The 13,311-nt window shown below is 35.4% G+C and carries 10 protein-coding genes; 5 read left to right on the top strand and 5 right to left on the bottom strand.

Going from position 1 to position 13,311, the window contains the following annotated elements:
• Window positions 1-28: 28 nt before the first annotated feature.
• Complete coding sequence (locus J2X31_RS07080) at window positions 29-1,093, bottom strand: efflux RND transporter periplasmic adaptor subunit (protein ID WP_310025573.1); 1,065 nt, start codon at window positions 1,091-1,093, stop codon at window positions 29-31.
• A gap of 123 nt (window positions 1,094-1,216) precedes the next feature.
• The gene (gene recG / locus J2X31_RS07075; protein WP_310025572.1) at window positions 1,217-3,322 is read right to left on the bottom strand and encodes an ATP-dependent DNA helicase RecG; all 2,106 of its coding nucleotides are present in this window, start codon (window positions 3,320-3,322) and stop codon (window positions 1,217-1,219) included.
• A gap of 256 nt (window positions 3,323-3,578) precedes the next feature.
• On the opposite strand from recG, the gene J2X31_RS07070 reads away from it, so the two are divergent.
• The 3 genes from J2X31_RS07070 to J2X31_RS07060 all read left to right on the top strand — a co-directional run bounded on the left by J2X31_RS07070 (window position 3,579) and on the right by J2X31_RS07060 (window position 7,237).
• Window positions 3,579-4,124, top strand: coding sequence for a DUF1697 domain-containing protein (locus J2X31_RS07070; protein WP_310025571.1), 546 nt, complete (start codon window positions 3,579-3,581; stop codon window positions 4,122-4,124).
• Between the two features lie 102 nt (window positions 4,125-4,226).
• Window positions 4,227-6,335: a M1 family metallopeptidase gene (locus tag J2X31_RS07065; protein WP_310025570.1), complete on the top strand. Its 2,109-nt coding sequence runs from the start codon at window positions 4,227-4,229 to the stop codon at window positions 6,333-6,335.
• Window positions 6,332-7,237 carry a patatin-like phospholipase family protein gene (locus J2X31_RS07060; protein WP_310025568.1) on the top strand — a complete coding sequence of 302 codons (906 nt, stop codon included), beginning with the start codon at window positions 6,332-6,334 and terminating at the stop codon, window positions 7,235-7,237. Before J2X31_RS07065 ends, J2X31_RS07060 begins: the two co-directional genes overlap by 4 nt.
• Here J2X31_RS07060 and J2X31_RS07055 read toward each other — a convergent pair.
• A complete protein-coding gene (locus J2X31_RS07055) occupies window positions 7,229-7,750 on the bottom strand; it encodes a DUF7935 family protein (RefSeq protein ID WP_310025567.1) in 522 nt (173 codons plus the stop codon). The genes J2X31_RS07060 and J2X31_RS07055 overlap by 9 nt on opposite strands.
• A 206-nt stretch (window positions 7,751-7,956) precedes the next feature.
• On the opposite strand from J2X31_RS07055, the gene J2X31_RS07050 reads away from it, so the two are divergent.
• Entirely contained in the window at window positions 7,957-10,287 is a 2,331-nt protein-coding gene (locus J2X31_RS07050; protein WP_310025565.1) for an ATP-dependent helicase, read from the top strand.
• A 277-nt stretch (window positions 10,288-10,564) separates the two neighbouring features.
• Here J2X31_RS07050 and J2X31_RS07045 read toward each other — a convergent pair whose 3' ends face one another.
• Together J2X31_RS07045 and J2X31_RS07040 are read right to left on the bottom strand one after the other, a co-directional pair.
• A complete protein-coding gene (locus J2X31_RS07045; protein ID WP_310025564.1) occupies window positions 10,565-11,257 on the bottom strand; it encodes a LytR/AlgR family response regulator transcription factor in 693 nt (230 codons plus the stop codon).
• Window positions 11,257-12,288, bottom strand: coding sequence for a sensor histidine kinase (locus tag J2X31_RS07040; RefSeq protein ID WP_310025562.1), 1,032 nt, complete (start codon window positions 12,286-12,288; stop codon window positions 11,257-11,259). Before J2X31_RS07040 ends, J2X31_RS07045 begins: the two co-directional genes overlap by 1 nt.
• Before the next feature lie 148 nt (window positions 12,289-12,436).
• Between J2X31_RS07040 and J2X31_RS07035 the strand changes: the two genes are divergently transcribed.
• The gene (locus tag J2X31_RS07035; protein ID WP_310025560.1) at window positions 12,437-13,252 is read left to right on the top strand and encodes a DUF5694 domain-containing protein; all 816 of its coding nucleotides are present in this window, start codon (window positions 12,437-12,439) and stop codon (window positions 13,250-13,252) included.
• Window positions 13,253-13,311: the final 59 nt, after the last annotated feature.

Genomic DNA, 13,311 nt, shown 5'->3' with positions numbered 1-13,311 from the left:
GATTTAGGATTTATCCAAAAATGAATATCTATTTTTGAAGTTTTACTTTTACAGGGCTTCCGTCTTTTAGGGTCATTACACCAGAAGTAAGCACAGTATCTCCAGCTTTCAAACCAGATGTGATTAAAATATCTTTGTCGGTTCGAGCTCCAGTTTCTACGATTATTTCTTTGGCTTGACCATTTTCTACCACAAAAATCTTCTTTCCGTTTTGAATCGGGATCAAGGCTTCGGTAGGAACGAGTAGGGCATCTGTTCGTTTTTCAAGTGGAAGCGTCACATTTGCAAAAGTTCCTGGTAATAATTTTCCTTCATAATTTTGAGCAATTGCTCGAAGTTTCAAGGTTCTGGTTGCCACTTCAATTTCAGGTTCGATGGCATAAATTTTGGCTGTAAAAACTTCTTTTGAACCTGCTACTGTAAACGAAAGAGTATTATTGACTTTCATTTGAGAAGCATATTTTTCAGGAATTGAAAAGGTGATTTTAAGTTGGTTTGTATTGACAAGCTTTGCAATCAAAGTAGTTGGAGTAACATAAGTTCCTTGTGAAATATAGCGTAATCCTATTTTTCCAGAAAATGGAGCTCGAACAGTTGCCTTTGCCAATTGGGCTTGAATCAGCTGAGCTTGTGCTTTCGCAGATAAAAAATCGGCACTTGCAATGTCGTATTCTTCCTGACTAATCGCTTCTTTTTGCAACAGTAATTTGGCCCTTCTTTCATTTTCTGAAGATAAATTTTGGGCTGTTTTGACTTGTGCCAATTGTGCACGAAGTTCCATATCGTTTACTTTAAAAAGAATCTGTCCTTTTGTAACTGAACTTCCTTCCTTAAAATTGATGCTTTCTACAATTCCCGAAACTTCACTTCTAATATCAATTTGTTCATTGGCTTCAAGCGAACCTGAAAGCGAAAGATTATCGGCAAATTCTTGGGGTTTCAAGACTTTTCCGCTTACATTTATAGGTTGCTTTTTGCCTCCTCCGTTGTTTTCGTTTTTTGCCTTTTCACTTTTATTTTCTGAAATTCTGTAAGCGACAAAGGCTCCAATGCCTAAAATAAGCAAAGTATAAACGATGTATTTTATTTTCATAATGTTATAAAAGAAGGGGTACTATTTAGTTTTCAACAAAACTAATGGTTCTTGACCGTACTCTTTTTGAAGTTAATTTTATTTTAACAGTTGTAGTGTGTTAAATTTTTAACTAAATAAAATCTAACTGATGTAATTCCAGATGTTTTTCTTTTTTGAAAGCTCGATGAATACTTTTCGCAAAGTTTGATGTTCTGGTTTTTCCATTGGAGCATCGTCTTTAAGGATTTTCATGGCGTGATGTCTTGCCAATTGTAAAATGTCCTTATCTCTAACAATGTCAGCTATTTGAAGGTTTAAAACGCCACTTTGTTGAGTTCCCATCAAATCGCCAGGACCGCGAAGTTTTAAATCTACTTCGGCAATTTCGAAACCATCATTGGTTCTAACCATCGTTTCCATTCGGATTTTGCTGTCGTTGGAAAGTTTGTGCGAGGTCATCATGATGCAATAACTTTGTTCGGCTCCACGACCAACACGCCCACGAAGCTGATGGAGTTGTGAAAGTCCAAAACGTTCGGCACTTTCAATAATCATCACACTTGCATTTGGAATGTTCACGCCAACTTCAATAACGGTTGTCGCCACCATAATTTGGGTTTTACCTTTAGAAAAGCGTTCCATTTCGGCATCCTTGTCAGCAGGTTTCATCTTTCCGTGAACGATGGAAATCGCATATTCGGGCAACGGAAAATCCCTAGAAATACTTTCATAACCGTCCATCAAGTCTTTGTAATCCATTTTTTCAGATTCTTGAATCAACGGATAAACAATATAAATCTGTCGGCCTTTTGCAATTTCATCCTTGATAAATTTCCAAACTTTCAATCGGTTGGAATCAAATCTATGAACGGTTTGAATTGGTTTTCGACCAGGAGGTAATTCATCAATAACAGAAATGTCCAAATCGCCATACAAACTCATCGCCAAAGTTCTTGGAATTGGCGTTGCCGTCATCACTAAAATATGAGGCGGAATGTCATTTTTCTTCCAAAGTTTAGACCTTTGTTCTACACCAAAACGGTGCTGTTCATCAATTACGGCAAGACCAAGGTTGTTAAATTGTACTTTATCCTCAAGTAAAGCATGTGTTCCGATAAGGATATGTAAAGTTCCATTTTCCAGCTCTTCATGAATTATTTTTCTATCTGCTATTTTAGTCGAACCTGTTAGTATTTTTATATTGATGTCTAAATTTTCGGCTAGTTCTGTAAGTCCTTTAAAATGCTGATTGGCTAGAATTTCAGTTGGAGCCATCAAGCAAGCTTGGAAGCCATTATCCAAGGCGAGAAGCATACTCATCAACGCCACAATTGTTTTTCCAGAACCAACATCTCCTTGAAGCAAACGGTTCATTTGGGCATTGCTTCCCATATCATTTCGGATTTCCTTGATCACTCTTTTTTGAGCATTTGTCAATTCAAAAGGCAAATGATTCTTAAAGAAATTATTGAAATTTTCGCCCACTTTATCAAAAGGATGTCCTTTGATTTTATGTTTCCGAATTAGGTTTTTCGTAATCAATTGCAATTGAATGAAAAATAATTCTTCAAACTTCAATCTAAATTGGGCTCTTGCCAAAAGATCGGCACTTTTTGGAAAATGAATGTTGAATAAGGCCACATTTTTCGGAATCAACTTTAATTCATTTACCAAATAATCAGGCAAAGTCTCGCTGAATAAAGCTTGGGTTTCTAGAAACAGTTGTTGCATCATTTTATTGATGGCTCGATTGCTTATTCCTCTGTTTGTTAGAGTTTCTGTCGATGGATAAACGGGTTGCATTGCCGAACGAAGACTTTGTTCGTGTTCCGAAAGTAGTTCGATTTCAGGATGTGCCATGTTGAACAAACCGTTGAAAGAAGTGCATTTTCCGAAAATCACAATCACAACATTTAGTTTCAAGCTTTCGCGAATCCATTTATGACCTTGAAACCAAACTAGTTCTATTTGTCCGGTATCATCTACAAAAGTAGCTACAAGGCGTTTTCCTCGTTTTTGCTCGACAGTTTTGATGTTGATGATTTTTCCAATAATCTGAACTTCGGCATTGTTGTTTTGAAGTTCATTGATTTTATAATACCGTGTTCTATCAATATATCTATTTGGAAATAAATTGATTAAGTCCTGGTATTTGTGAATCCCCAGTTCCTTTCGAAGCAGTTCGCCACGATTCGGGCCGACACCTTTAAGGTATTCGATTGGAGTTTGGAGGAGATTATTGGACATTTGGTTAATTTTGAAATTTGAAAATTCGGTAATTTGATAATGATGTTTATCGGAAAATTAAACCATAATAATCTTTAAATTTTTGAATTTTTAAATCTTTTAATTATTACAGCGAAGATAGTTTTTAATTGGGAAATTTTAAAATGGATTTTTTTAGAACCATTAAGAGATTAAGGTTCATTAAGTCTTAATTTTCTTAATCTCTTAATGGTTTGATTTTTTTTTATGATATATTTGAAAATCTAAAAAACAAAAAATGACAACTCATCTTGCATTACTTCGTGGCATCAATGTTTCGGGACATAATATGATCAAAATGGAAGCATTGAAGACCACTTTGGAAGCCATTGGTTTTCAAAATGTAACCACTTATATCCAATCGGGAAATGTTTTTGTGGATACCGATGAAGAAAATGCTCCAAAAGTTGGTTTTCTTATCAAGCAGGAAATTTTCAAGGTTTTCGGACACGAAGTTCCTGTAATTGTTATTGCAAAAGAGGATTTGACAGCCTGTTTCAAAAACAATCCTTTCTTGAAGGAAAAAGAAGCTGATTCTAAAAAACTGTATGTTTCTTTTGTTTCAATTGCATTGAAAAAAGAAAGTATCAACGATCTAAAAATGAGTCAGTTTAAGCCTGACGAAGTTGCAATTGATGAAAATCGAATTTTCATCAAATATGCCGTTGGAGCAGGAAAAACGCGATTTGACCAAAAATATATAGAAAAGAAATTGAACGTTACGGCAACCATTCGGAATTGGAATACCGTTACGCAACTCTTGAAAATGTTTGAAGAACGATAATCGATTCAACTTAAAAATCTCACTTTTCAAGTCATTAAAATATTCTAAAAAAGGACGAAGATTTTTACAAAGCTTTGTAACTTTGAAGTTCAGATTTATTTTATGATGAAGCAACTTCTTTTTTTTATACTTTTTTCCCCTAGTTTTCTTTTTTCGCAACAAATTAAATATGTTGATTTTAAAACAGTTGACGCCATAATTTCTGTAAATCCTATTGAGAAATCAGTTTCGGGGTCTGTCAATTATACTTTTGAAGTGCTTTCGAAAATTGATACTATTCGGATTGATGCCAAGAACATGAATTTTGAAAAAATAAAAATCAATAATAAAATCTGCAACTTTAAGAATTCAACGAAAGAATTATTGCTTTTTGAAGGTTTCAAGAAGGGAGAAAACACAGTAAGTTTCAACTATAAAGCGACTCCAAAACAAACCATGTATTTCGTTGGAGAAGGGGAGAACATGCAAATTTGGACACAAGGTCAAGGAAAATACACGAGTCATTGGTTTCCCAGTTTTGATGATATGAATGAGAAAGTCATCTTTAATATGACAATTATTTCGGATAAAAAATATGAAGTTGTTTCAAATGGTTTGTATAGTCCAATTGATAATCGCACAGGAAATCAATTTTCATTTAATAGTAATGGAACCGACAAAGTGAGCTTTTTTTCGATGAAAAAACCGATGAGCTCTTATTTACTAATGCTTGCCATCGGAAAATTCGAAAAACAAACCCTCACTTCAGCTTCAGGAACTCCGTTGGAAAATTACATTTCTCCCGAAGATGTTTCGAAATTTGAACCTACATACAGATACACCAAACAAATTTTTGATTTCTTCGAAAAGGAAATTGGCGTAAATTATCCATGGGAAATCTACCGTCAGATTCCAGCAAAGGATTTCTTGTATGGCGGAATGGAAAACACGACTTCGACGATATTTTCGCAATATTATGTAGTAGATGAAACAGGCTTCAACGACCTGACTTATATCAATGTAAATGCCCACGAATTGGCCCATCAATGGTTTGGTGACATGATTACGGCAACTTCCGGAAAGCATCATTGGCTTCAGGAAGGTTTTGCTACTTATTATGCACTTTTGGCAGAGAAGGAACTTTTTGGCGAAGACCATTTTAATTGGGAAATGTATGAAATTGCCGAACGGCTTCAACAGGCTTCCAAAACGGATACAATACCGATTTTGAATGAAAAGGCGAGTTCTTTGAGTTTTTATCAAAAAGGTGCTTGGGCTTTGCATGTTTTACGTGAAAACGTCGGACATAAAGATTTTCAAAAAGCTGTAAAAAATTATCTCAAAAAATATGGATTCAAAAATGTAAATACGGACGATTTTTTATCTGAAATTAATAAAGTTTCAAAATATGACACAAAGAAATTCCAACAGGTTTGGTTGGAAAGTCCTGTTTTTCAAGTAAAAGAAGCGATGGCGATTTTAAATAAAAATAAATTTATCCAAAAGTATTTTGAAGTTTCGGAATTGAAAGATGTGCCGTTTGCTGAAAAAAGAAATCAAATCGAAATACTCTTAAAATCGGATGTTTTTTATCCTATAAAAGAAGAAATCATTTATCAATTACAGGATTTGTCTTATGAAGAAAAAGCCGACTTCTTGAAGATTGCAATGCAAACAAAAGACTTCAAGACTCGGCAAGCTATCGCAAAAACGATGCGAAAAGTTCCGGTAGATTTTAAAGCCGAATATGAAACGCTTTTAGACGACGATTCCTATATCACAAAGGAAATTGCAATGAATGTTTATTTCTCTGAATTTCCAGAAAATCAAAAATGGTTGTTGGATAAGACGAAAACTTGGGTGGGTTTCAACGATAAAAATCTTCGTGTTCTTTGGTTGACACTTGCTTTGAGAGCGAAAGATTATCAGCAAGAAAGCAAGGTACAGTTTTATGAAGAATTGTTGCAGTATGCTTCGCCAAATTACGAAAGCACACTCCGTCAAAACGCCCTGACAAAGCTTTTATATTTGGATAAAAACGACATCAATCCCATGAAATTTTTAGTGAATGGATTGGTAAGCCACAGATGGCAATTCTCCAAATATGCCAGGGATAACATCCGAGCTTTGTTGAAAAGTGACAGACATAGAACTTATTTTGCTTCAATCATTCCTGAACTTCCCGAGAACGAACAATTTCAGTTGAACCGATTGCTAAACGAAAAAATATGAGAGCATTAGTCATTTCTGGAGGTGGAAGTAAAGGGGCTTTTGCAGGTGGTGTTGCCCAATATTTGATGCAGGAAAAAAAGCATCAATACGATTTGTTGTTGGGAACTTCAACGGGAAGTTTGCTGATTCCGCACTTGGCTTTGGGAAATATCGACAAGATTTATGACATTTATACGAATGTCAATATGGAAAAAATTTTCAGTGTTAATCCGTTTGTGATCAAGCAAAAAAATGAAGTTGATATTGTTACCATCAACCACTTTAATGTAATCAAGCAGTTTTTTAAAGGCAAGCGTACTTTCGGCGAAAGCCAGAATTTAAAGAAATACATCAAGCAGAATTTTTCTTTATCGGAATTCAACCAACTGAAATCTTCGAATTGCAATATTGTCATCACGGTTACAAATTTGTCCAAGAATACTGTTGAATATAAGTGCATCCGTGACTTTGAATACGATGAATTTTGCGATTGGATTTGGATTTCCTGCAACTATATTCCGTTTATGAGCTTGGTTACCAAAAACGAATGCGAATATGGGGATGGTGGATTTTCGAGCTTGGTTCCAATTCGCGAAGCGATAAAACGTGGAGCGACCGAAATTGATGTTATTGTTCTAGAAACTGAAACCCAAACTGCACCGCGAATTATCGGAAAAAATCCATTTTCTTTAATGCTTGATTTATTTCAGGTACTACTTGATCAAGTTGAAAAAAGTGATATTACCATCGGAAAATTGGCTGCCAAAAATAAGGATGTAAAATTAAACCTCTATTATACTCCAATAAAACTAACAGATAACGCATTGATTTTCAATAAAAAGCAAATGAGAAATTGGTGGCATGATGGTTATGAATATGCTCAAAACAAGAGTGAAGTGATGAGCGAAAACAAGCTACCATAATTCACTAACCTCATTTTTGATATACGCCAAAGCGGCATTGCTTGGAACTTCTTTATCAAATAAATCCTTCAAAATCACTTCCCTCAAATCGTTTGCATCTTTAACGGTTTCAAGTGTAGAAGCCTTTCTAATCATTTGAATTGTAGCGTTTTTTGCAGTCGAAATATAATTCCAACATGCGTTTGAAATGTAAATCTGTTGCGTCAAATTGTGTTCAAATTCCTGTTCGATTTGTGCAATCACATAATTGGCATAATCGTTTTTATCATTCGAAATTGGAGCAACCCGAATCAATAATTTCGATGGATTGATGCGTTCCAAAAACAACGACAATCTTTCGTAAGCCTGCAAACGCAAAGGCAAAGCGTCTTTTTGAGCCTCTTTCTGCAACAACCATCTTCGGGTATTTTGCTGGTCCTTGAAGTAAGAATTGAATAAAAAATAGGCAACACCTCCAGTGATTATGGCAGGTAAAGTATAGCTCAACAACTCGATGATTTTTGTAGTATCCATTTTATTTTTTCATTGATAACGCAAAAATATACTTTTAGTTGATATAAGTCCTATAGCTTTCTCGTTTTTATTAGCCACAGATTCACAGATAAAAAAAAGATTTTTAAAATCTGTGAATCTGTGGCTAATTTTAAAATGCTAAATAAACCAAATCGCATTTGCAATAACGGTAGAGTAATAGTAATTTTGAGCAAATTAAAATCAGCATGCAAAAATACATCAGCCAGCTTAATGACGCACAGCAAGAACCCGTTCTGCACAAGGACGGACCAATGATAATAATAGCTGGTGCAGGTTCAGGAAAAACGAGGGTTTTAACCATCAGGATTGCCTATTTGATGAGTTTGGGAGTAGATGCCTTCAATATTTTGGCATTGACCTTTACCAACAAAGCGGCCCGAGAAATGAAGAAACGTATTTCGGATATCGTCGGTTCAACCGAAGCCAAAAACCTTTGGATGGGAACATTTCACTCCGTTTTTGCTCGAATTCTTCGTTCGGAAGCCGATAAATTAGGGTATCCTTCCAACTTCACGATTTACGATACGCAGGACAGTGTCCGATTAATTTCGGCCATCATCAAGGAAATGCAACTCGACCGAGACATCTATAAGCCAAAACAAGTTCTCGGCAGAATTTCTTCTTATAAAAACAGCCTAATCACAGTGAAAGCCTACTTCAACAATCCAGAATTGCAGGAAGCCGATGCAATGTCAAAAAAACCGCGTATTGGCGATATTTATCAGCAATATGTTGAACGTTGCTTTAAATCTGGAGCGATGGATTTTGATGATTTGCTGTTGAAAACCAATGAATTATTGTCAAGATTTCCTGAAGTTTTAGCCAAATACCAAGATCGTTTTCGTTATATCATGGTCGATGAGTACCAAGATACCAACCATTCCCAGTATTTGATTGTTAGGGCTTTATCGGACAGGTTTCAAAATATTTGCGTCGTAGGAGATGATGCCCAAAGTATTTATGCTTTCCGTGGTGCTAACATCAACAACATCTTGAATTTTCAGAAGGATTATGAAGGAGTAAAAACCTATCGTTTGGAGCAAAATTACCGTTCTACAAAAAATATTGTGGAAGCGGCCAATTCCATCATTGATAAAAATAAGACCAAGCTTGACAAGGTAGTTTGGACAGCCAATGATTTCGGACCAAAAGTAAAAGTACACCGTAGTATGACGGATGGCGAGGAAGGCCGTTTTGTAGCTTCTACGATTTGGGAACAGAAAATGCAAAACCAGCTTGGAAACGGACAATTTGCTATTTTGTATCGAACAAATGCACAATCCAGAGCGATGGAGGATGCCTTGCGAAAACGTGATATTCCGTACCGAATTTATGGAGGATTGTCCTTCTATCAAAGGAAAGAAATCAAGGACGTTTTGTGCTATTTGCGATTGGTTATCAATCCGAAAGATGAGGAAGCGTTGATTCGTGTCATCAATTATCCCGCTCGTGGAATTGGCGATACAACGGTTGAAAAATTGACCATCGCGGCCAATCATTACAAGCGTTCGATTTTTGAAGTGATGCAGAACATCGACAGAATCGATTTGAAGTTAAATGCCGGAACAAAGGCAAAATTGCAGGATTTTGTAACGATGATCCAAAGTTTTCAGGTGATCAATGAAAATCAGGATGCCTTTTATTTGGCCGACCACGTCACCAAGAAAACCGGATTGATTCAGGAATTAAAGAAAGATGCCACTCCTGAAGGAATTGCGAAAATTGAAAATATTGAGGAACTGCTGAACGGTATAAAGGATTTTATTGAAGGTCAAAGAGAAATTGATGGAGCAAGAGGAGCTTTGGCTGAATTTATGGAAGATGTAGCCTTGGCGACTGATTTGGATAAAGATACAGGCGATGACGACCGTGTGGCCTTGATGACGATTCACTTGGCAAAAGGACTTGAATTTCCTTATGTTTTTGTAGTCGGGATGGAAGAAGATTTGTTTCCGAGTGCTATGTCAATGAGTACGAGAAGCGAATTGGAAGAAGAACGCCGTTTGTTTTATGTGGCCTTGACAAGAGCCGAACATCAAGCCTATCTTACGTATGCCCAATCCCGTTACCGTTGGGGAAAACTGACGGATAGTGAACCTTCACGCTTTATCAACGAAATTGAAGGCCAGTATTTGGAATATCTTTCTCCAGAAGAAACCAATTACCGTTATAAACCGATGATTGACAGTGATATTTTTGGCGATGTCGATAAATCGAAATTACGTCAGATGAAACCTGTTGGTGGAACTCCACCGAAACATATAACAGGCAACGAACCAAAACCAGATTTAAATATCCGAAAACTGAAGCCTCTTTCTGCACCAACAAAAACAGGTGCCAATCTATTTGACAGTGGTTTGACTCCAGGAAATATAGTGATGCACGAACGTTTTGGAAAAGGGGAAGTGGTGAATATCGAAGGAGCTGGAGCTGATAAAAAAGCAGAAATCAAATTTGAGATTGGCGGGATTAAGAAATTGCTATTGCGTTTTGCGAAGTTGGATGTGATTGGGTAAAATCCAATTACCCTTAACCCATTGGGTGTAATTCGGTTTAAGACGTTTTTTGTCATTCCGACGAAGGAGGAATCTCCATTAGGAGCTCCATATTGCAGAGTTTCCTCCTTCGTCGGAATGACAAGTTTGGGTAAATTGCCTACTTTTTCTAAAATAATTAGCAAAAAAGTAATTACACCCAACGGGTTATCCTTAATTATTTAGTTAAGTAAAACTTTGCGTCTTTGTGACTTTGCGAGAGAACATTACCACGCAAAGTCGCAAAGAAAAATTTATATTATTCCCTATTCCCAACCCACTTTTTAACCTCACTCTTATAAGTCTCCCCAATAGGAGTCGAACCCAATGCGTGATAGATCATATTCCCATCAATAGACTTAATTTTATCCAATTGGATGATATATGATTTATGGATTCGCATAAAATCCTTTACAGGAAGCTTGTTGATGAAATCTTTCAGATTATCCAATACAATCAGGCGTTCGTTTTGAAGATGGATTCGGATGTAATCGCTTAATCCTTCGATAAAATATATCTCCTCTGGATTGATTTTGACTTGTTTTCCATCCACTTTTACAAACAAATAGCTGGAAGTTTCTTTTGCTTCCAAAGTGACAAAATCGGTAAATTTTGTCACGGCTTTATGGAATTTATCGAATGTTATAGGTTTCAACAAATAATCTACAACCCTGTAATCATAGCTTTCCAAGGCATAATTTGCATAAGCAGTTGTCACGATAAAATAGTTATCCTTGTTGAACATTTGCATCAATTGGATTCCAGACAGTTCAGGCATTTGTATATCGATAAAAATCAAATCAAGGGTTTGTTTTTGTAGCAATTCTATCACTTCAAAAACATCAGTTGTAGCCAAAACGACCTCTAACTGTAAGAGTTTATCGGCATAATTTTTTAAGAGTTCAACTGCCAGAGGTTCATCGTCGAGTATGATGCATTTTATTTTTTTCATTATAATTCTATTTCAAGATGACTTTTAAAAATCACTCCGTCGTTTATAATTTCAAGCTTATGTTGATTCGGAAAATAATGTTCCAATCTTTTCCTCAAATTCGAAAGACCAATTCCTGAATGGGCATCTTTCAATTTGTTGTTTATCTTATTTTCAACCTCAATGATGAGCTTTTTTTCATCCGATTCAATCGAAAAAACAACTGGATTATTTTCATCATCTAAAATCCCATGCTTGATGCAATTTTCTATAAAAGGCAAAAGCAAATAGGGTGGAAGCATCTGATTTTCATTTTCGATTTCCGTCAAAAGTTGAATGTGGATTTGTTTTATATTTCGAATCCGTTCCAAATCGATAAAGCTTTCGATGTATTTGATTTCGCTTCCAATTGGAATCAGTTCTTTCTGTGTTTCATAGGTGGTGAAACGCATAATTTCACTCAATTTTTCAATGGCAGGCAATGCTTTTTCGGATTTTATAAATACCATAGAATAAATGTTATTCAAAGTATTAAAAATAAAATGCGGATTAATTTGCGACTTTAAAAACTGAATCTCCGCCTTTTTCTTTTCTTCATTCAAAACCACTTCTTTCTGCAAGGTTCGAATAAAATTGATGACAATCCACATAATTGTACTGGCGATAATAGGGATTGAAGCCCAATGTAAATTATCAAAAATGTAATATTGAATTGTAGTTCCTTCAAAATAGTTTCCGGTTCCAAACAAATGCAGAAATAAAACTTCTTCGAGCAAATACCGAAGTGCAATAAAATAGGTAAAAATCAAAATCATACCGATTAGAAATTTACTTAACATTTTAATATCGATAAACTTTTTTAGTATGTACAAATAATTTAGATAAAATGTAGAAATAGTTATAAACAAGTAACTTATGGAAAAAAGCGTTACTTCATCAAAACCAAAAACAAATTTTTTTTCGGGTTGAAGTTTTATAAAATAGCCGAATATAAAAATCAGCCAATAAATGACATGGACAATGATTTCTTTTTGTCTAGAAAATAGCTTCATAGGGGGGATTTTCGTTTTGGTAAAGGTACGGGTGCATTTTTTGAAACCAAAAAGTGTTGACCGATAATTATGGGGTGTTCATCGAAAAGATTCGATTTAAAATTGGGAAAGATTGGAGTTTTGTATCAAATATTTAAAACTAAAAATTATGAACAAGTTATTCTTATTCCTTCAATTGCTAATCGTTTCGCAACTTCAAGCACAGCAAAAACCGCTTTACAACGATAAATTTCCTGATGCTGTTCAGGTATTAAATTTTGGAACTTTCCATATGGGCTATACTCCGGATGCAAACACGGTTGAATTTGATGAACACAACAAAAAAAACCAGGAAGATGTTCATGAAATTGCTAAAATGATTGCCAAATTCAAACCTACAATAATCATCGTTGAAGATGTTCCGGAGAACAATCATTTGGTTCAAAAAGCGTATCAGGACTACCTCAATAATCCGAAAATGAAGTTTGAGCATCCTTCTGAAATTGAACTTTTGGCTTTTGAACTTGGAAGATTAAGCAAGGCAACCCGAATCTATGGCATCGACCACCAGATGGGATATAACTATATGATTGGCAGTCAGGTAAAAGGAAAGGTGAATGACGACAGTTATGAAAAATACTTTGCAATGGTTGAAAGAGAAGAAAAAAAACTGAACTATGACAATCTTTCGTTGTTGGATAAATTAAAAGTGACCAATCATCCTCAATATCTTGATTTTCTGTTGAATGTGAATGCTGATATTTTGACCTATGTTTCTACAGAAGGAAATTTTGAAGGTGCCGATGAAGCCACAAAATATTACCATAGAAACATCCGAATGTTTTCAAATCTCAACCAAATTGAATTGAAAACCGACGATCGGGTTTTTATACTTATGGGTGCTAGTCATACGGCTTTTTTCAATGATTTTATGAAGAGAAGTCCACGATATAAGTTGGTTGATCCGTTTTTGTATTTGAAATAAAAGCCTAAATAATCCTACTATTTCTGTAATTTTGCGTAACTTGAATTAAAATTTCAGAA

The organism is Flavobacterium arsenatis (assembly GCF_031456785.1).
In the GTDB taxonomy this organism is placed as follows: Bacteria; Bacteroidota; Bacteroidia; order Flavobacteriales; family Flavobacteriaceae; genus Flavobacterium; species Flavobacterium arsenatis.
This window is presented reverse-complemented; position numbering and strand designations above follow the sequence as displayed.